This window comes from Nonomuraea sp. NBC_00507 (assembly GCF_036013525.1).
Taxonomy (GTDB): Bacteria; Actinomycetota; Actinomycetes; order Streptosporangiales; family Streptosporangiaceae; genus Nonomuraea.
On sequence record NZ_CP107853.1, the window covers coordinates 3602442 to 3621510 of the forward strand.

Annotated in this window: 18 protein-coding genes and 1 tRNA gene; 16 read left to right on the forward strand and 3 right to left on the reverse strand. The window is 69.0% G+C overall.

Going from position 1 to position 19069, the window contains the following annotated elements:
- The first annotated feature begins 64 nt into the window (after positions 1–64).
- From mfd to OHA25_RS18200, 16 genes are all read left to right on the forward strand, one after another.
- Entirely contained in the window at positions 65–3553 is a 3489-nt protein-coding gene (mfd, locus tag OHA25_RS18125; protein ID WP_327588747.1) for a transcription-repair coupling factor, read from the forward strand.
- A 31-nt stretch (positions 3554–3584) separates the two neighbouring features.
- Positions 3585–4238, forward strand: a complete 654-nt coding sequence (locus tag OHA25_RS18130; RefSeq protein ID WP_327588748.1) for a hypothetical protein — start codon at positions 3585–3587, stop codon at positions 4236–4238.
- A 3-nt stretch (positions 4239–4241) separates the two neighbouring features.
- The gene (locus OHA25_RS18135; protein WP_327588749.1) at positions 4242–5168 is read left to right on the forward strand and encodes a MazG family protein; all 927 of its coding nucleotides are present in this window, start codon (positions 4242–4244) and stop codon (positions 5166–5168) included.
- A 114-nt stretch (positions 5169–5282) separates the two neighbouring features.
- Positions 5283–6560, forward strand: coding sequence for a phosphopyruvate hydratase (gene eno / locus OHA25_RS18140; protein WP_327588750.1), 1278 nt, complete (start codon positions 5283–5285; stop codon positions 6558–6560).
- 66 nt (positions 6561–6626) lie between these two features.
- Positions 6627–7043 (forward strand): FtsB family cell division protein, encoded by a 417-nt coding sequence (locus tag OHA25_RS18145; RefSeq protein ID WP_327588751.1) that lies wholly within the window; start codon positions 6627–6629, stop codon positions 7041–7043.
- Positions 7033–7521, forward strand: coding sequence for a DUF501 domain-containing protein (locus OHA25_RS18150; RefSeq protein WP_327588752.1), 489 nt, complete (start codon positions 7033–7035; stop codon positions 7519–7521). The genes OHA25_RS18145 and OHA25_RS18150 overlap by 11 nt, the downstream gene beginning before the upstream one ends.
- Entirely contained in the window at positions 7512–8459 is a 948-nt protein-coding gene (locus OHA25_RS18155) for a Ppx/GppA phosphatase family protein (RefSeq protein ID WP_327588753.1), read from the forward strand. Before OHA25_RS18150 ends, OHA25_RS18155 begins: the two co-directional genes overlap by 10 nt.
- Positions 8460–8633: 174 nt before the next feature.
- Entirely contained in the window at positions 8634–9767 is a 1134-nt protein-coding gene (locus OHA25_RS18160; RefSeq protein WP_327588754.1) for a hypothetical protein, read from the forward strand.
- 152 nt (positions 9768–9919) lie between these two features.
- Positions 9920–10714 carry a uracil-DNA glycosylase gene (locus OHA25_RS18165; RefSeq protein WP_305921037.1) on the forward strand — a complete coding sequence of 265 codons (795 nt, stop codon included), beginning with the start codon at positions 9920–9922 and terminating at the stop codon, positions 10712–10714.
- 95 nt (positions 10715–10809) lie between these two features.
- Positions 10810–12126, forward strand: a complete 1317-nt coding sequence (locus OHA25_RS18170) for an NAD(P)/FAD-dependent oxidoreductase (protein WP_327588755.1) — start codon at positions 10810–10812, stop codon at positions 12124–12126.
- Between the two features lie 77 nt (positions 12127–12203).
- Positions 12204–12716 (forward strand): glycine cleavage system protein R, encoded by a 513-nt coding sequence (locus OHA25_RS18175; RefSeq protein WP_305921035.1) that lies wholly within the window; start codon positions 12204–12206, stop codon positions 12714–12716.
- 26 nt (positions 12717–12742) lie between these two features.
- Complete coding sequence (locus OHA25_RS18180) at positions 12743–13237, forward strand: peptide deformylase (protein WP_327591000.1); 495 nt, start codon at positions 12743–12745, stop codon at positions 13235–13237.
- 49 nt (positions 13238–13286) lie between these two features.
- Positions 13287–13359: transfer RNA gene (locus OHA25_RS18185), tRNA-Leu, on the forward strand.
- Positions 13360–13530: 171 nt separating this feature from the next.
- Positions 13531–14331, forward strand: coding sequence for a Bax inhibitor-1/YccA family protein (locus tag OHA25_RS18190; RefSeq protein ID WP_327588756.1), 801 nt, complete (start codon positions 13531–13533; stop codon positions 14329–14331).
- Between the two features lie 168 nt (positions 14332–14499).
- Positions 14500–14733, forward strand: coding sequence for a DUF4287 domain-containing protein (locus tag OHA25_RS18195; protein WP_305921033.1), 234 nt, complete (start codon positions 14500–14502; stop codon positions 14731–14733).
- A 53-nt stretch (positions 14734–14786) separates the two neighbouring features.
- The gene (locus OHA25_RS18200) at positions 14787–15194 is read left to right on the forward strand and encodes a PPOX class F420-dependent oxidoreductase (protein ID WP_327588757.1); all 408 of its coding nucleotides are present in this window, start codon (positions 14787–14789) and stop codon (positions 15192–15194) included.
- A 107-nt stretch (positions 15195–15301) separates the two neighbouring features.
- Here OHA25_RS18200 and OHA25_RS18205 read toward each other — a convergent pair whose 3' ends face one another.
- From OHA25_RS18205 to OHA25_RS18215, 3 genes are all read right to left on the reverse strand, one after another.
- A complete protein-coding gene (locus OHA25_RS18205; RefSeq protein ID WP_327588758.1) occupies positions 15302–16519 on the reverse strand; it encodes an acetyl-CoA C-acetyltransferase in 1218 nt (405 codons plus the stop codon).
- Between the two features lie 68 nt (positions 16520–16587).
- Entirely contained in the window at positions 16588–17934 is a 1347-nt protein-coding gene (locus OHA25_RS18210; RefSeq protein WP_327588759.1) for a PQQ-binding-like beta-propeller repeat protein, read from the reverse strand.
- A gap of 122 nt (positions 17935–18056) precedes the next feature.
- Positions 18057–19040: an SGNH/GDSL hydrolase family protein gene (locus OHA25_RS18215; protein WP_327588760.1), complete on the reverse strand. Its 984-nt coding sequence runs from the start codon at positions 19038–19040 to the stop codon at positions 18057–18059.
- Between the last annotated feature and the right edge of the window lie 29 nt (positions 19041–19069).

The window sequence follows — 19069 nt, forward strand, 5'->3', positions numbered from 1 at the left end:
CCCCGCGACCTGAGACGGCCGGGGGTAGTCGTGTTGCCGCTTTCTGGGGCTGTGGGCGTATCTGATGAGTCTTTCCGGACTGCTTGACCTTGTTCGTGCTGACCCGAAACTGACCGCCGCGCTCGAAGAGGGCGGCGACGTCTCTCTGATCGCGCCGTCCGCGCTGCGGCCGTTCGGCGTGGCCGCGCTGACCGCGCACGACCAGCGGACCGTGCTCGCGGTCACCGCGACCGGGCGTGAGGCCGAAGACCTCGCCGCGGCGCTGACCAGCCTGATCGAGCCCAACTCCGTGGCGGTGTTCCCGGCGTGGGAGACGCTGCCGCACGAGCGGCTCTCGCCGCGCAGCGACACCGTGGGGCAGCGCCTGGCCGTGCTCAGGAGGCTCGCCCACCCGGTCAAGGGCGACACCGCGGCCGGGCCGCTCAGCGTGATCGTGACGCCGGTCAGGGCGCTGCTGCAGCCGATCGTGAAGGGCCTGGGCGACCTGGAGCCGATCAGGTTGCGCGCGGGTGACGACGCCGACCTCGAAGACGTCGTGGACCGGCTGGTCACCAACGGTTACCACCGGGTGGACATGGTGGAGAAGCGCGGCGAGGTGGCCGTGCGCGGCGGGCTGCTCGACGTGTTCCCGCCGACCGAGGAGCATCCGCTGCGGCTGGAGTTCTGGGGCGACACGGTCGAGGAGATCCGCTGGTTCAAGGTGGCCGACCAGCGCTCGCTGGAGGCGGCCGAGGACGGGTTGTTCGCGCCGCCGTGCCGTGAGCTGCTGCTGACCGACGAGGTCAGGGCCAAGGCACGGGAGCTGGCCGAGGAGCACCCCGCGCTGGCCGAGGTGCTCGACCAGCTCGCCGACGGCACGCCCGTGGAGGGCATGGAGGCGTTCGCGCCCGTGCTGGCCGGGGAGATGGACCTGCTGCTCGACCACCTGCCGGTCAGGTCGGGCGTGTTCGTCTGCGATCCCGAGCGGATCAGGGGACGGGCCGAGGAGCTCGTACGCACCTCGCAGGAGTTCCTGGAGGCCTCCTGGATCAACGCGGCGGCCGGCGGCGAGGCGCCGATCGACCTCGGCGCGGCCGCGTTCCGCTCGCTGGAGGAGATCCGCGACCACGCCGACGCGCTCGGGCAGCCGTGGTGGACGATGGCGCCCTTCGGCGGCGGGGTGGAGCTGGACGCGCAGGACTGCGAGGCCTACCGCGGCGACACGGCCAAGGCACTGGCCGACATCAAGGGCTGGCTGGCTGACGAGAAGGCGGTCGTGCTGCTCAGCGAGGGCCACGGGCCCGCCGAGCGCATGGTGGAGCTGCTCAAGGGCGTGGACGTGCCGGCCAGGCTCCAGCAGTTCCTGGACAAGGCGCCCGAGCCCAAGGTCGTGCACGTGACGACCGGCCTGATCGAGCACGGGTTCGTCACGCCCAGCCTGGCCGTGCTCACCCACCTGGACCTGGTCGGGCAGAAGGCGTCCACCAAGGACATGCGGCGTCTGCCCTCGCGCCGCCGCAACATGGTCGATCCGCTCCAGCTCAAGGTCGGCGACCACGTGGTGCACGAGCAGCACGGCGTGGGCCGCTACGTCGAGATGGTGCAGCGCACGGTGCAGGGCGCCACCCGCGAATACCTGGTCATCGAATACGCCAAGGGCGACCGCCTCTACGTGCCCACCGACCAGCTCGACGAGGTCACCCGCTACGTCGGCGGCGAAGCGCCCACGCTCAACCGCATGGGCGGCACCGACTGGGCCAAGGCCAAGTCCCGGGCGAAGAAGGCGGTCAAGGAGATCGCCGGCGAGCTGATCAGGCTCTACTCGGCCCGCATGGCCTCGCCCGGCCACCCGTTCGCCGACGACTCGCCGTGGCAGCGGGAGATGGAGGACGCCTTCCCCTACGCCGAGACCGGCGACCAGCTCGCGGCCATCGACGAGGTCAAGCGCGACATGGAGCGCGGTGTGCCGATGGACCGGCTGATCTGCGGCGACGTGGGCTACGGCAAGACCGAGATCGCGGTGCGGGCGGCGTTCAAGGCCGTGCAGGACGGCAAGCAGGTCGCGGTGCTGGTGCCGACGACGCTGCTGGTGCAGCAGCACATGTCGACGTTCACCGAGCGGTTCTCCAGCTTCCCCGTCACCCTCAAGCCGGTCTCCCGCTTCCAGACCGACGGCGAGGTCAAGGGCACCCTGGAAGGGCTCAGGTCGGGCGCGGTGGACGTGGTGATCGGCACGCACCGGCTGCTCAGCCCCGAGGTCCGCTTCAAGGACCTGGGCCTGATCATCATCGACGAGGAGCAGCGGTTCGGCGTCGAGCACAAGGAGGCCATGAAGCACCTGCGCACACAGGTGGACGTGTTGGCCATGTCGGCCACGCCGATCCCGCGCACGCTGGAGATGGGCCTGACCGGCATCCGCGAGATGTCGACGATCCTCACGCCGCCGGAGGAGCGGCACCCGATCCTCACGTTCGTGGGGCCGTACGAGGAGAAGCAGATCGGCGCGGCGATCAGGCGCGAGTTGATGCGCGACGGCCAGATCTTCTTCGTGCACAACCGGGTGGCCTCGATCAACAGGGTCGCCGCGCGGCTGCGCGAGCTGGTCCCCGAGGCCCGCATCGCGGTCGCGCACGGGCAGATGAACGAGCACCAGCTCGAGAAGATCATGGTGGGCTTCTGGGAGCGGGAGTACGACCTGCTGGTCTCCACCACGATCGTCGAGTCCGGCCTCGACGTGCCCAACGCCAACACGTTGATCGTGGACCGGGCCGACAACTACGGCCTGTCGCAGCTGCACCAGCTCAGGGGCCGGGTCGGGCGCGGCAGGGAACGCGGCTACGCCTACTTCCTCTATCCGCCGGAGAAGCCGCTGACCGAGACCGCGCACGAGCGCCTCGCCACCATCTCGCAGCACACCGAGATGGGCGCGGGCATGTACGTCGCGATGAAGGACCTGGAGATCCGCGGCGCGGGCAACGTGCTCGGCGCCGAGCAGTCCGGTTTCATCGCGGGCGTCGGGTTCGACCTCTACGTGCGGCTGATGGCCGAGGCCGTGCAGGAGCAGAAGGCCAAGCTCGACGGCAGGGAAGTGCGCGAGGAGGTGCCGGACGTCAAGGTCGAGCTGCCGATCAACGCTCACATCCCGCACGACTACGTCACCTCCGAGCGGCTGCGGCTGGAGGCGTACAAGCGGATCGCGGCCATCGCCGGGGAGAGCGACATCGACGAGGTGCGCGAGGAGCTCATCGACCGCTACGGCAAGCCGCCGGTGGAGGTGGACAACCTGCTGGAGGTGGCCAAGTTCCGGATCAAGGCCCGCCGGGCCGGGCTCACGGACGTCACGCTGCAGGGACAGAACATCAAGTTCGGCCCGGCCAGGTTGAGGGAGTCGCAGCAGGTGCGCCTGGACCGGCTCTACAAGAAGGCCATCTACAAGCAGGCCGCAGAGACGTTGCTGGTGCCGATACCCAAGACCAAGCCGCTGGGCGGGCAGCCGTTGCGCGATCTCGATCTGCTCAAATGGTGCGGCGACCTGGTCGAGGCGATGTTCCTCGAGCCCGCACGGGTAAGCTAGCGGCGGTTTTTCGGTCGAAAGGGACACGTACGTGAAGTCGATACGAGTGGCTGTGGCCGCCGCGGCGGTGGGCATGACGCTGACCGCCTGCTCCTCGCCCATGCACGCCGGTGCCGCGGCCGTGGTCGGGAACGAGCGCATCTCCGCAAGCCAGGTGAACGAGAACACACAGGTCTACGTCACTGCGCTGAGGAACGCCAAGCTGGACGAGCAGACGAAGGCCGCCCTCGCCGGCACCACTCTGGAACAGGCCGCGCTGCAAGGCACGTCGGCCAGCCAGCTCGTGCTGCGCAACATGGTCGAAGTCAGCGCGTTCAGGCAGCTCATGGCGCGTTACAACGTGCAGGTGAGCCAGACGGAGATCGACAACGCGCTCAAGGATCCCGGCCAATACCCCTCTGCTGAGCTCAGACTGCTGTTCAGCGGCGTGGCGCCCCAAAACGCGCGCGAATACGGCCGGGTGGTGGTCGGCGTGGCGAAGTTGCAGCAGCAGTTCGGCGGCGAGAGCGGGCAGCAGCGGCTCCTCCAGGAGTTCAGCGCGTTCCAGCCGGTCTTCAGCCCGCGCTACGGCGCGCTCAACCCGCAGCGCTCGCAGGAGAACCCGGCGATGTTCGTCGACACCGGCAGATTCGGCAAGCTCACTCCGCCACAGCAGCAGCAACCGCAGCAGCAACCGCAGGGATAGCCGATGCCGCTGATCCTCGTCACCTCCTCGCCCAGGGTCGCGCCGGGCCTGCTGAGCCACCAGGCCTGGCAGGCGCTGCGCTCGGGCCCGGTGCTGACCGGCTCCGCCGCGCACCCTCAGCTGCCCTATCTGGCCGAGGCCGGGATCGAGGTCGAGGTCGTCGAGCCGGACCCGCGGGGGCTGGCGGCGCGGGCGGTCGCCGAGACCGTCGTGTGGCTGGCCGAGGACGACGAGGAGTTCATGCGTGCCGTGGGGCACGCCGCGGTCGCGCTCGAGGAGCCGCCGCTGATCGAGGTGGTGCCGGGCTCGTACGATCTGCCGGGCGCGCGGGTGCTGGACCTGGTTGCGGTGATGGACCGGCTGCGTACGGAATGCCCGTGGGATCGCAAGCAGACCCACGAGTCGCTGGTGCCGTACCTGCTCGAAGAGGCCTACGAGGTGCTGGAGACCATCGAGCAGGGCGACTATCCCGCGCTCCGCGAGGAGCTGGGCGACCTGCTGCTGCAGGTGGTCTTCCACGCCCGGGTGGCCGAGGGCTTCGACATGGACGACGTGGCGGCCGGGATCGTGGAGAAACTGGTGCGCCGCCATCCCCACGTCTTCGGCTCGGTGCGGGCCGAGAGCGCCGACGAGGTCAACGACAACTGGGAGGCGATCAAGGCGGCCGAGCGCGCGTCCAAGGGGCGCGAGTCGGCGCTCGACGGCGTTCCCATGGGGCAGCCGGCGCTGTCGCTGGCCGCGCAGCTGCTGCGCAGGGCCGGGCGGGCGGGCGCGCCCGAGGCGCTGTCCGCAGGGGTCGGCCAGGGCGTGGCGCGAGAGCTGTTCGACCTGGTGCGCCGCGCCAGCGACGCCGGAATCGACGCCGAGGCCGAGCTACGCGCCGCGGCGCGCGCGTACCGAGACCGCGTTCGTGCCTGGGAAAAGCACTAGTACGGCGGGCACCACCCGACGAAGTCCCCGCGATACGCGACCAGCGACATGCGTGGGAGACGGGGACCGATAGGCTCTGAAGGCATATTGCCTTTCGATTTAGGAGCGCATCCCGTGGCTACCATCGAGGTCGTTTACGCTCGCGAGATCCTCGACTCCCGCGGCAACCCGACCGTCGAGGTCGAAGTGGTCCTCGACGACGGCAGCAGCGGCCGCGCGGCCGTGCCCAGCGGGGCGTCCACCGGCCAGTTCGAGGCGGTCGAGCTGCGTGACGGCGGCAAACGTTACGGCGGCAAGGGCGTCGAGAAGGCCGTGCTCGCCGTGACCGACCAGATCTTCGAGGAGATCAACGGCATCGAGGCCGAGGACCAGCGCATCATCGACCAGATCATGATCGATCTGGACCGCACGCCCAACAAGGCCAACCTCGGCGCCAACGCCATCCTGGGCGTCTCGCTGGCGGTCGCGAAGGCCGCCGCGGACAGCGCCGAGCTGCCGCTCTTCCGCTACGTGGGCGGGCCCAACGCGCATGTGCTGCCGGTCCCGATGATGAACATCCTCAACGGCGGCGCCCACGCCGACACCAACGTCGACATCCAGGAGTTCATGATCGCGCCGATCGGGGCGGAGACGTTCCGCGAGGCCGTGCGCATGGGCACCGAGGTCTACCACGCGCTCAAGAGCGTGCTCAAGGAGAAGGGCTACGCCACGGGCCTGGGCGACGAGGGTGGCTTCGCGCCCAACCTGCCGTCCAACCGGGACGCGCTCGACCTGATCCTGGTCGCGATCGAGCGCGCCGGCTACGTGCCGGGCGAGGACATCGCGCTCGCGCTCGACGTGGCCGCCTCCGAGTTCCACAATGACGGCGTCTACACGATCGACGGCAAGGGTCTGTCGGCGGCCGAGCTCATCGCCTTCTACGAGGACCTGGTCGCCAACTACCCGCTGGTCTCCATCGAGGACCCGCTCAACGAGGAGGACTGGGAGGGCTGGAAGGCCATCACGGTCGCCCTCGGCGACAAGGTGCAACTGGTCGGCGACGACCTGTTCGTCACCAACCCCGAGCGGCTGGAGCGCGGCATCAAGGAGGGCGCGGCCAACGCCCTGCTGGTCAAGGTCAACCAGATCGGCACGTTGTCGGAGACGCTCGACGCCGTGGACCTGGCCCACCGCAGCGGCTACAAGTGCATGATGAGCCACCGCTCCGGCGAGACCGAGGACACGACGATCGCCGACCTCGCGGTGGCGGTCAACTGCGGCCAGATCAAGACCGGCGCGCCGGCCCGCTCGGACCGGGTGGCGAAGTACAACCAGTTGCTGCGCATCGAGGAGCTCCTCGACGACGCCGCCCGTTACGCGGGTCGCGCCGCTTTCCCGCGTTTCCGGCGCTAGTTTCGAATACGGCTCGCGGCAACCCGGGAACCCGCCGCGAGCCGTATCTCGAAGGGGGGTGTGCAAGTGGCGAAGAGACCGCAGCTGACCGGGCGGGCCGCCATCCTGGCCGTGGTGGTGTGCGCGATCGCGATGAGCCTGGCCTACCCTGTGCGGGAATACATCAGCCTGCGCCGCAGCATTTCCGAGCTGCAGGCGGAAAAGGCCAGGGTCGAGGCGGAGAAGCAGGCGCTGCTGGCCCGCGACCGGCAGAGCGACGACCCCAACTGGATCAAGAAGACGGCCAAGGAGCGGCTGCATTACTGCGGTCCCGGCGAGAAGTGCTTCGTGGTGATGGAGCCCGAGCAGGGCAAGCAGCAGGCGGCCGTCAAGCAGGCCGCGACGGTGCCGCCGTGGTACCAGACGCTCTGGGAGTCCGTGGAGGCCGCCGACAACGGCACCGGACGCAGGGCAGTCACCGGGAAGGACACTGTTGGAAAGTAAAGACGTCGAGGTCGTGCAGAAGCAGCTCGGGCGCCCGCCCCGAGGGCTGCGCGGGGTGGCGCACCGCTGCCCGTGCGGCAACCCCGACGTGGTGGAGACCGCGCCGCGGTTGCCCGACGGCTCACCCTTCCCGACCCTCTACTACCTGACCTGCCCCAAGGCGGCCTCGGCCATCGGCACCCTGGAGGGTTCCGGCCTGATGCGGGAGATGCAGGCCAGACTGGCCACCGAGCCCGATCTGGCCGCCGCCTACCAGGCCGCGCACGACGACTACGTGGCCAGACGTGACACGGCGGCGAAGGAAGAGGGCATGGCGCCGCTCCCGCGCGACATGCAGAGCACGGGCGGCATGCCGCAGCGGGTCAAGTGCCTGCACGCCCTGGTCGCGCACGAGCTGGCGGCCCCCGGGGTCAACCCGTTCGGCAGGGAGGCGCTCGACGCCCTCCCCGACTGGTGGAGTGACGGACCATGCGTGTAGCCGCCGTCGACTGCGGCACCAACTCCGTACGCCTGCTCATCGCCGACGTCGGCGACGAGCTGATCGACGACGTCGACCGGCGGATGGAGATCGTCCGCCTCGGCCAGGGCGTCGACCGGACCGGCAGGCTCGCCCCCGACGCCTTGGAGCGCACGTTCAAGGCCATGCGGACCTACCGCGAGCTGATCGAGCGGGAGGGCGCCGTCGCGACCCGGGTCGTGGCCACGAGCGCCACCAGGGACGCGGCCAACCGGCAGGAGTTCGTGGACGGGGTGCGGGAGATCTTCGGCGTGGAGCCGGAGGTCGTGTCGGGCGCCGAGGAAGCCGAGTTGTCCTTCGTCGGCGCGACCAAGGGCCTGCTCAGGCTGTCGCCGGAGACCGAGGTCCCGCAGGGGCCGCTGCCGCCCTACCTGGTGGTGGACATCGGCGGCGGGTCCACGGAGTTCGTGCTCGGCACCGAGCACGCAGAGGCGGCGCTGTCGGTGGACATCGGCTGCGTACGCCTGACCGAGCGGCATCTCAAGGACGCCGGCGACCCGCCGTCCGCGCCCGCGCTGGAGGCCGTGGTGGCCGACATCGAGGCGGCGCTCGACCAGGTCGAGGCGGAGGTGCCGGTCGAGCGGGCGCACACGCTCGTGGGCCTGGCCGGTTCGGTGACGACCGTCGCGGGCGTGGCGCTGGACCTGCCGGCCTACGACCCGGCGCGGATCCACCACTCCCGGATATCGGCCGGGCAGGTTCACGACGTGACGCGGCGGTTGCTTGCGATGACCCATGGTGAGCGCGCCGCCGTTTCGGTCATGCACCCGGGAAGAGTTGACGTGATTGGCGCCGGTGCGCTAATTCTTGACCGGATCGTGCGTCGTTTCGCGTTTTCGCAGGTCGTCGTGAGCGAACACGACATCCTTGACGGTATTGCCTGGTCACTGACGCGATAGATGCGGCCTAATCCGGACATTTCCGATCTACGTCGTGTGTTGAGTGTGCAATCATTATTGTGCTTAGGTAAAGGGGCATTACGGGGGCTTTGCCATATCGCTGTGCACGGATGGTGCCTGCGTGGCGACCGTTCCCGAGCGCGTCTTTTCCCTCACGGAATGGAGCACTCTCAGATGAAGTTCGCTGGGTTAGCAGCGCGCAAGGCGGCGGCGTTCGGTGCGTCGGTCGCCGCGCTGGCCGCCCTGACCGCGGGCCTGGCCGCCGGCCCCGCGCAGGCGGCGACCGCGGCCAAGGGCGGGCCGAAGGTCTCGGCCTCCGCGCCCAAGGCCACTCCGGGCAAGTACGAAGGTTCCTGCCCGGTCAAGGTCAACTTCTCGGCCAAGATCAAGGTGTCCGTCAAGGGCAAGACCGAGCTGGCCTACCGCTGGCTGCACGGTGACGGGTCCAAGAGCAAGGTCAAGGTGATCAAGCTCACGGGCAAGGGCACCAAGACGGTGACGGTCAAGCAGTCCATCACCTTCAAGGAAGACGTCAAGGGCTGGGAGGCCGTTCAGGTCCTCGGTCCGAAGAAGTACACGTCGAAGAAGGGCTACTTCGCCGTCTCCTGTGAGAAGCCGGCCGAAGAGCCCAAGGTCGACATCCACGTGCCGTCGGCCCCGTCGGTGTCGGCCCACGCCTGGGCCAACCCCGACACGTACGTCGGCGAGTGCACCCCGGGCGACAAGATCGACTTCACCGGCCTGATCAAGGTCGACGAGCCGAGCTGGGTCAAGTACCGCTGGGTGCTCAACGGTGACGTCGTCGACTACGGCAAGGTGAAGGTCTACCACGCCCGCAAGGTCGGCTTCGGCCTCTCCCCGCGTGACAGCCACCGCGGCTGGGCGCAGCTGGAGGTCCTCCGTCCCGACCACGTCTCCTCGAACCGGGCCTACTACAAGGTCTGGTGCAAGGACCCGGCCCCCGCTCCCGTCACGAAGGTGTCGGCCTCCTCTCTGGTGACCGCCACCAACCACGACGGCTGCAAGGTGGGCGCCCACGCCACGGTCAGCGCGACCGGTGCCGCGAAGGTCCAGTGGACCTGGTCGGTCAACGGCACGTCCGTGGCCAAGGGTGAGACCGTGTTCGGCGGCGCTGGGTCGCAGACCGTCACGCTCTCCGAACTCCCGCTGACCGGTGACGCCATCAAGGGCGGCGACGTCGCGCTGACGGTCACCGGGCCGAACAACGCCGAAACGATCACGCAGAAGTACTCTGCGTGCAACGTCCCGGCTCCCGCCTCCGACCCGTCCGCCACGACGAAGGCGTGAACGAGGGTTTGAGCGAATAACAAACCGGGTGGCGCCTCAGTGCGTCCACCCGGTTTTCTCGTTGCCACTGCCTGAGGAGACGCCCTCGGCGCCCAGGACCTGCCTGACGGCCACGCTCAACCCTGCCTGGAGCAGGTGACACCATCGATGTCATGAGCTTCGTACCTCCTGGCACCGGATGGCCCGGCGATCCCGCGACCGCTGACACCCCGGTCGCGCTCGACCCCGCGGACGTGCGCCGCCTCGCCGCCACCAGCAGTACACTCGCCGAGCTCACGGCCAGGCAGTCGGTCTGCCGCGCCTGTCCCCGTCTGGTGGAATGGCGGGAGAAGGTCGCCGAAGAAAAGCGGCGCGCGTTCACGACCGAGACCTACTGGGGCCGCCCAGTCCCCGGCTGGGGCGACGAGCACCCGCGGATCGTGATTGTCGGCCTCGCCCCGGCCGCGCACGGGGGCAACAGGACCGGGCGGATCTTCACGGGCGACCGCAGCGGCGACTGGTTGTTCGCCTCGCTCTATCGCAGCGGCCTGGCGGCGCAGGAGACCAGCACGCACGCCGGCGACGGGCAGAAGCTCTTCGGCGCGCGGGTGCTGGCCTCGGTGCGCTGCGCGCCGCCTGCCAACAAGCCCTCGCCTTCGGAGAAGAGCACCTGTTTCCCGTGGATGGCCCGGGAGCTGGCGCTGGTCGCGCCGACCGTGCGCGTGGTCGTGGCACTCGGCGCGTACGCCTGGCAGGCCATGTGGCCGGCGCTGAAGGACGCGGGCTACGAGCTGCCGCGCAGCCGGCCGCCCTTCGGCCACGGCGTCGAGGCCGAGGCCCGCTACGCCGGCGCCCCCGTCACGCTGATCGGCTGCTACCACCCCAGCCAGCAGAACACCTTCACCGGCCGCGTCACCGCCCAGATGCTGGACGACGTCTTCACCAGGGCCAGGTCACTGGCTGTGTGACGCGTTGCACCACACCCGGAGTGGATTCGTCGAGCGTGGTTGACGTAAGCTTGTGAATGCTTTCACAAGCATTCCACGAGGGATGGGGCCTCAGGATGAACAAGCACATATTGATCGTCGGTGGCGGATACGTCGGCCTGTACACGGCGCTCCGGCTGCAGCGCAAGCTCCATCGCGAGCTCCGCAGTGGCGAGGTGCGCGTCACGATCATCGACCCCCAGTCCTACATGACCTACCAGCCCTTCTTGCCTGAGGCGGCCGCGGGTAACCTGTCGCCCCGGCACCTGGTGGCCCCTCTGCGGCGGATCCTGCCGAAGGTGCGCATTCTCAACGGCATGGTCACCAAGGTCGACCACGCCGAGCGCGTCGCCACCTTCCAGCCGTCCGAGGGCGAGCCGCGTCAGATCGCCTACGACGTGATCGTGATGGCCGCCGGGTCGATCTCCCGTACGCTGCCCATCCCCGGCCTGACCGACATCGGCATCGGCTTCAAGACCGTGGGCGAGGCCATCGCGCTGCGCAACCGCGTGCTGCACCTGCTCGATGTGGCCGAGTCCACCGACGACCCCGAGGTGAAGCGCAGGGCGCTCACGTTCGTGGTGGTCGGCGCGGGCTTCGCGGGCGTGGAGGCGCTCGCCGAGCTCGAGGACATGGCCAAGGACTCGGTTCGTTACTACCGCAACATCGAGCCGTCCGACATCCGCTGGGTGCTCGTCGAGGCCACGAACCGGGTGCTGCCCGAGGTCGGCCCCGAGATGGGCAAGTGGACGCTGGAGCAGCTGCGCGAGCGCGGCATCGACGTCAAGCTCGAGACCCGGCTCGAGTCGTGCGAGGGCGGGCGCGTGGTGCTCTCCGACGGCTCGGAGTTCGACGCGGAAACCCTCGTGTGGACCGCGGGCGTCAAGCCCAGCCCGGTGGTCAAGGAAGGCGACCTGCCCCTCGACGAGCGCGGCCGCATCAAGACCACGACCATGCTCACCGTGGCGGGAACGCAGGACGCCTTCGCCGCCGGCGACGCGGCGGGGGTGCCCGACGTGACGAACCCGGGACAATACTGCGCGCCCAACGCCCAGCACGCGGTCCGGCAGGCCAAGGTGCTGGCCGACAACATCATCCGGCACCTGCGCGGACAGCAACTGGTCGAATACCGGCACAAGTATGTCGGATCGGTGGCCGGATTGGGTCTGCATCAGGGCGTCGCCAATGTCTATGGAGTCAAGCTTCGCGGATTCCCTGCGTGGTTCATGCACCGCACCTACCATCTGTCGCGGGTGCCGACGCTGAACCGCAAGGTCCGTGTCGTCGTCGACTGGACCCTGGCTCTGTTCTTCAAGCGAGAGACGATCTCGCTGGGTGAGATGGAGCACCCGCGTGAGGACTTCAGGGCCGCCGTCGAGACGATGCGCCGCTAGCCCTGGTACGGCAGCGCCCCGGTGATCGTCGCCGGGGCGTCTCGGCGCCCCTGCAGCAAGCGGAAGGGGTTGCACGGGTGGGGCTCTCAGCGGTGACGGTGCTCGGTGTGGACAGGCCCGGCGTGATCGCCGCAGTCACCGGTTCGCTCACCGACTGCGGGGCGAACATCCAGGACTCGACCATGACGCTGCTCGGCGGCCACGTGGCGATGATGCTCCTGGTCTCCGGCGACCTGGACTCCGCCGAGCTGCTCAAGCGGCTGCGGGCGCCCGATCTGGTGGTGACCGCCTCGGCCATCGAGGCCAGGCGCCACTTCTGCGAGGACGGGGGCGGGCTCGGCTACGTGCTGACCGTGCACGGCCCCGACCGGCCCGGGATCATCTCGGGCATCAGCGCCGTGCTGGCCGCGGACGGCGGGAACATCACCGGCATGAGCACTCGGCTCTCCGGGCGGCTATATGTGCTCATCGCCGACGTCGAGCTGCCGAAGGAGGTGGACGTGGCGGCGCTCATGCGCAGGCTGGCGGCCGTCGGCGCCAGCCTGGACTCGGAGATCACCTTCCGCCCCGTGGAACCGGACCTGATGTGAATAGACCCCGGGGGACGCCGCGCGAGGTGCTCAGCGCTCCCCACCCGATCCTGTCCGCCGTGGCCGAGCCGGTGGACCCGACGGACCCCGACGTTGTGGCGGCCGCCGCCGATCTGCTGGCCACCCTCCGCCACAAGCCGTCCACGACCGGCCTGGCGGGCCCTCAGATCGGCCTGAGGCTGCGTCTGATCGCCTTTGATACCCGGGCCCACCCTCGCGGCCGATCGTCGGCTGGAGAGCTCGTGGTGGCCAATCCACGTCTCGCCAGAGCGTCCCACTGGGATCGCGGACGGGAGGGGTGCGCCTCGATCGCGGGGCTCACGGCCGACGTCCTGCGAGCTACGCGTATCACCCTACGTGGGCATTTGCCAGGCGCGGGCGAGGCAGTCACCATCGAAGCTGATGCCCTCGAAGCCCGTTGCATTCAGCACCAACTGGACCATCTGGACGGTCTACTCTTCTTGGACAGAGTCCCCGGAGCCCTATCACTTCACCGCAGACTTCACAGTTGTGACGCCTGATGCGAAGTTGTGCTCCTCGGAAGCATGGTCCGTTTCGTATGATTGCGGCGCCCCCGTAGCCCAATGGCAGAGGCAAACCCCTTAAAAGGGTTGTAGTGCGGGTTCGAATCCCGCCGGGGGCACCTGCCCTCTACCATTGGAAATCCGTTTTCCATAGCCCACGTGACCTTGGGAACTCTCCGGTGGCCACGTTCGTTGTCAACGCTGCCGACGTCCCAAATGGACATCGATCTGAGCGCGAGTTGACCAAGGTGGCACCGAGCCCCTTAGGCTCGGTGACACAGGAGGCAGCGATGGAGAGCAAGAACCCCGTATTCAGCAGGTCACGTCAGCAGGCGGGGGGTTGGGCGGGACCCACCCCGTCTCCCGACCAGCTGCAGAACATGTACGACTCCCCGTCGTACGCACCACCGAGCCGGCCCGCATACCGGACCATGACCCTCGACGACGTCGTGGTGCGCGGGTTCATCACCCTCGGCACCCTCGTCGCTGCCGCCGCCGCGGCGTGGGTGCTGAATGTCCCGCCGGCGGTCGCGATCGGCGCCGCCATCGTCGCGATGATCCTCGGGTTGATCGCCTCGTTCACGCAGAGCACCAACCCGGTCCTCATCCTGGCGTACGCGGCGTTCGAGGGCGTGTTCCTCGGCACGATCAGCCGCCTCTTCGACAGCTTCTTCGGAGGCAGCGGCAGCATCGTGCTGCAGGCGGTCCTCGGCACGGCATTCGCCTTCGGCGCCGTGCTGACCGTTTACACCCTGCGCGTCATCCGCGTGACACCCAAGCTGGTGAAGTACGGCATCGCCGCGGCGATCGCCGCGGTCGGGCTGATCCTCGTCAACCTGCTCGTCGGCCTCTTCAACGGCGTCGGGCTCGGTCTGCGCACGGACAGCCCGCTCGGCTGGATCTTCAGCATCGCGATGATCCTCATCGGCTGCTTCTTCCTGCTGCTCGACTTCGACTCCATCGAGCAGGGGGTCAAGCAGGGCGCTCCGGAGAAGTTCGCCTGGCAGTGCGTGTTCGGGCTGACGCTCAGCCTGGTCTGGATCTACCTCGAGATCCTGCGCTTCGTCAGCTATTTCAGTAGCAGTGACTGATCGTTAACGCCAGCGTAACCACGGAGGGCCCCGCCGTTCAGGTGGGGCCCTCTCTTTGTGCGACCGAAAATCTACGTGACGTCACTAAATGATGCCTGGCTTGGGGCTTGCCATTCGGACGGACGTGTTGCACTGTCAAGCAAAGGACCTTTATCCGCGGAGGTGCCCATGTCCTTGAACCACTCACCGGAGATGCAGACGAAGCTCATCGCCAGAGTCCCGACCATCACGGGACGCGAACTCCCAGAGTGGTTTCAAGCACTTGACAACGGCCCGAGCTTCCTACGATGCGACGAGCGGGCCAACTGGCTTGCCGACGAGCACGGGCTGACCCACGGCTACGCCGCCGCGATCGTCCTCGAACACGAGCGGCAGCGCCGTAACCGCATGGGCTTCATCTAAGCCCATCCATCCCCGCGCCCGCGTCCCAAGCGCGGGCGCGTCATCATGAGGGGATGGATCTCGACAAGGCTCTCGCCTTTCTTCGCGCCAACCACAACGCCGTCCTGCTCACCCGGCATCACGATGGGCGCCCGCAGATGTCGCCGGTGACGGCCGGGGTTGAAGACGGCCGCATCGTCATCAGCACCAGGGAGACGGCGGTCAAGGTCCGCAACGCCCGCCGCGACCCGCACGTGTCGCTGTGCGTCTTCACGAACGCCTTCTACGGCGAGTGGATCCAAGTGGACGGCACGGCCGACATCATCTCGCTCCCCGAGGCCATGGACCACCTGGTTTCCTACTATCGCAACATCTCCGGCGAGCACCCGGACTGGGACGACTACCGCGCCGCCATGATCCGCGACCGCCGGGTCATCCTCCGCGTCACCCCGATCCACGCAGGCCCGGACCACCACGGGTAACGCGCCTTCCCGGTGGGTGCCGGCACGCCGACGCCCACCGGTGCCGGACCCGGGCGCGCCCTGCCGGACCCGGGCCGCGCCCCCGGTGCCGGGGGCGCGCATGCAATCTAAGAGAGACGCTCGAGGAGCATCGCCATTCCCTGGCCGCCGCCGACGCACATCGTCTCGAGCCCGATGCTCTTGTCGTGGTGCTGGAGGCTGTTGACCAGTGTGGACGTGATGCGCGCCCCGGTCATCCCGAACGGATGCCCCACGGCGATCGCCCCTCCGTTCACATTGAGCCGATCCAGGTCGATCCCCAGCTCCCGATACGACGGGATCACCTGAGCGGCGAAGGCCTCGTTGATCTCGACCAGGTCGACGTCCTCGATGGCCATGCCCGCCCGCGACAGCGCCTGCCGGCTGGCCTCCACCGGTCCCAGTCCCATGATCTCGGGCGACAGCGCGGACACCCCGGTGGACACGATCCGGGCGAGCGGCGTGATCCCCAGCTCGGCGGCCTTGACGTCGCTCATCACGATCACGGCGGCCGCCCCGTCGTTGAGCGGGCAGCAGTTGCCGGCCGTGACGGTGCCATCAGGCCGGAAGACCGGCTGCAGGGTGGCGACCTTCTCGTAGGTGGTGCCCGCCCGTGGCCCGTCGTCCTTGCTCACCACGGTCCCGTCAGGCATGGTCGCGGGCGTGATGTCCTTGGCCCAGAACCCGTCGGCCAGCGCCTTCTCGGCCAGGTTCTGGGACCGTACCCCGAACTCGTCCTGCTCCTGACGGCTGACGCCCTTGAGCTGCGCGAGGTTCTCGGCGGTCTGCCCCATCGCGATGTAGATATCCGGGATGGTCCCGTCCTCGCGCGGGTCATGCCAGGTCTGCCCGCCTTCGCCGAACTTCTTGGTACGGGTCAGCGCGTCCAGGAAGATCGGGTTGTGGGTGTCGGGCAGCGAGTCGGAATTGCCCTTGGTGAAGCGCGAGACGGTCTCCACCCCGGCGGACACGAACACGTCGCCCTCGCCCGCCTTGATCGCGTGGAAGGCCATCCGCGTGGTCTGCAGCGACGAGGAGCAGTAGCGCGTCACGGTGGTGCCGGGCACGTCGTCCAGGCCGAGCATGACGGACACCACCCGCGCCATGTTGAAGCCCTGCTCGCCGCCCGGCAGGCCGCACCCCAGCATGATGTCGTCGATCGTGTGGGGGTCGAGTTGGGGCACCTTGGCCAGCGCCGCCTTGATCATCTGCACGGTCAGATCGTCGGGCCTGATCTCCTTCAGCGATCCCTTGAAGGCTCGTCCGATGGGGGAACGCGCGGTTGCGATGATGACTGCCTCGGGCATGGCCCCTCCTTTGTCGGCGCTAATAGTAGAACTATATTCCAGTCCTACGGAAAAGCACTGTCAGGTGGTCAGCCGTACATGCCCGGCGCGGGCGCCGTCTGGTCGTTCACGGCATGCAGTGCCCCCTTCTCGTCTCGCCACAACCGCCACCCGTCCTGACTGCCGGTGAACCACGGCGGCGGCGCGCTCGCGGGCGAGATCCGCTTGCCGGTGCCGAGGTCGTACTCGCAGATGGCCGCGGTCGAGTAGAAGCCCGGAGGCTGACCACGCAGCGCCAGCGGCTTGGGGTCGGTGACGCAGAAGGACCAGCCGCGCTCCTTCTCCGCCGGCACGGCCTTGCCGGAGACCAGGTCGAAGGCCGTCCCCTTGGTGTTGTGCTGGAGGAAGCCCAGCTTGTCCATACGGTCGGGGAAGGCCAGCCACCAGCCCGAGCCCGGCACGTCGGAGGCCGTGATCTGCCCGAGCACCCGGCCGGACCCGGAGTCGAGGCGGGCGAAGCCGCCGTAGGCGCCCTGCCGGTCGACGGGACGCACGACCGGGGCGTAGCCGGGGTTGCCGCTGGGATAGACGCGGACGACCGAGGGCCGGATCCAGTTGATCCCCCCGTCGGCGATCTTGACGGAGAACAACCCGAAAGTGGAGATCTTCTTCGTCTGCGGGTTGGTGTAGGGGGCGACGTAGCCGACCAGGTTGTCACCCGCCGCGCCGAACGCCCAGCCCCCCGACAGGTCGACGCCGGGCCCGAGGGCCTGCTCGATCGGCTGCTGCCACCGCAGCTTGCCGGTCTTGAGCTCGTACGACTCGATCACGGGGTTGGCGGACAGCCTGAGCAGCAGCACCCGGGCCGGGTCGGACCATTCGACCTCGGAGATCCCGGGCAGTTTCCACAGCTGTTTCCCTGTGGCCGGGTCGAGCACCACCATGCGGGCCTTGGCCAGGGCCGTGTGCTCGGACAGGCAGATGTAGGGGCCGCAGCGCTGCGGCCCGAACGTCGAATGCACCGGCCTGGTCCACTTCTGCACCCCGGAGTGAGCGTCGCGGGCGATGAGGGTGGCGTTCCAAGGGGATTTCTTGCCTGGGTCGAGCGCGACGATCACGCCCTCGTCCGCGGCGGTCTCCACGATGGCGGGGGCGGAGACGCCCATGCCGGGCAGGCGGCCCGCCATCGTGGCGGGGTAGGCCCACAGACGTCTGCCGTCGCGCAGGCCGATCGCGACGGTCTCCAGCGTGCCGTCGGACTTCATGGAGGTCGTGGCGACGACCCCGCCGGCCACCGCCATGCGGCTGACCGCGTTGACTTGGGTGTTGTGCCAGGTCGGGAATGTGTCGGTGGTGGCCGCGTCGCTGCCGGAGCAGGCGGCGGCGGCCAGGGTCCCGGCGAGGGCGATGGACGGTTTCCAGAGGGGCCGGAGCACGGGCAATTCCCTCCAAAGGGACGTATAGCGACGACCCGGGCGCGGAGGGTGACCGTGGCCGGGCGTCGTCGACCGCTCGCCAAGCCTGAGCCGAGGTCGGGCCCGCCGAACCCTCTTGGGGGTCAGGACTCGTTGAGCCGCTCGCCTTGCCGTCGGCGGAACAACGACGCCCACTTCCCGTGCAGGCCCGTCGTCCGCCCGTCGACCTGGGTCGCGATGACCTCGGTGCCGGGCTCCTCCGCGGCCGTAGCCGCCGCAAGGTAGATCGGTTGCAGTGCCTCGCCGCGCGCGGGGCGCGGCTCAGGCCACAGTCCCAACGCAGCGCACACTGAAGGTAGCACCGCGTGAGCGGCCTGCGCGTAACCTCGGGCAGATGGATGGAAACGATCCGGTCCGAACATTTCTGTCGGATTTGTCGCGAACTCCGGGCCCAGGACGTCGGCGAACGCCACCGTACGCCCGCCCGCGTCCACCACCGCCACCGTCTGCGCCGCCGCCAGCTGACGGCTCCAGCGCCGCGCCACCCAGCGCAGCGGCTGCGAGATCGGCCGTACCGTCCCGAGGTCCGGGCAGGTGCCCACGACCACCTCGACCCCCGCGTCCCGAAGCCGCCGCACGGCCTTGGTCAGATGACGTACGGCGATCGCGGGCGGCGTCTGCGTGATGATGTCGTTGGCCCCCACAAAGATCACCGCCACGTCGGGCTCCATGGCCAGGGCCTGGTCCACCTGATCGCCCAGCTCGGCCGACGGCGTGCCCGACTTGGCGGCGACGAGCAGGCGCACCGGGCGCTCGGAGACCTGGGCCAGGCCGCCCGCGAGCAACACGCCGGGGGTGTCGGCCGGGTCGGTCATGCCGAGGCCGACGGCCGTGGAGTCGCCGAGCATGGCCAGCTTGAGCGGCTCTCCGGGAAAGTCGCCGTATTCGCCGTCCGAGGGCGGGCCGTCCAGCCCGTGTGGCTGACCGATGGCCTTGCGTGCGAGCAGTCCTTCGGCGATCAGCAGCGCGTACGCCGTGGCGCCGAGCGCCGTCAGCCCGCCTCCTCCAAGCGCCGCCGCAGTAGCGATCTTGCGTGCCGCGCGAGCCATCCCAGCTGGCCAGACCACCTGCGTGCCCTCCCCGGTCGAACTCAGCG

Excerpts from the sequence above, each read along its gene's own strand:
- mfd (WP_327588747.1), top strand. The coding sequence starts at position 65 with ATGAGTCTTTCCGGACTGCTTGACCTTGTTCGTGCTGACCCGAAACTG.
- OHA25_RS18135 (WP_327588749.1), top strand. The coding sequence starts at position 4,242 with ATGCCGCTGATCCTCGTCACCTCCTCGCCCAGGGTCGCGCCGGGCCTG.
- OHA25_RS18155 (WP_327588753.1), top strand. The coding sequence starts at position 7,512 with ATGCGTGTAGCCGCCGTCGACTGCGGCACCAACTCCGTACGCCTGCTC.
- OHA25_RS18160 (WP_327588754.1), top strand. The coding sequence starts at position 8,634 with ATGAAGTTCGCTGGGTTAGCAGCGCGCAAGGCGGCGGCGTTCGGTGCG.
- OHA25_RS18165 (WP_305921037.1), top strand. The coding sequence starts at position 9,920 with ATGAGCTTCGTACCTCCTGGCACCGGATGGCCCGGCGATCCCGCGACC.
- OHA25_RS18170 (WP_327588755.1), top strand. The coding sequence starts at position 10,810 with ATGAACAAGCACATATTGATCGTCGGTGGCGGATACGTCGGCCTGTAC.
- OHA25_RS18190 (WP_327588756.1), top strand. The coding sequence starts at position 13,531 with ATGGAGAGCAAGAACCCCGTATTCAGCAGGTCACGTCAGCAGGCGGGG.
- OHA25_RS18195 (WP_305921033.1), top strand. The coding sequence starts at position 14,500 with ATGTCCTTGAACCACTCACCGGAGATGCAGACGAAGCTCATCGCCAGA.
- OHA25_RS18200 (WP_327588757.1), top strand. The coding sequence starts at position 14,787 with ATGGATCTCGACAAGGCTCTCGCCTTTCTTCGCGCCAACCACAACGCC.
- OHA25_RS18205 (WP_327588758.1), bottom strand. The coding sequence starts at position 16,519 with ATGCCCGAGGCAGTCATCATCGCAACCGCGCGTTCCCCCATCGGACGA.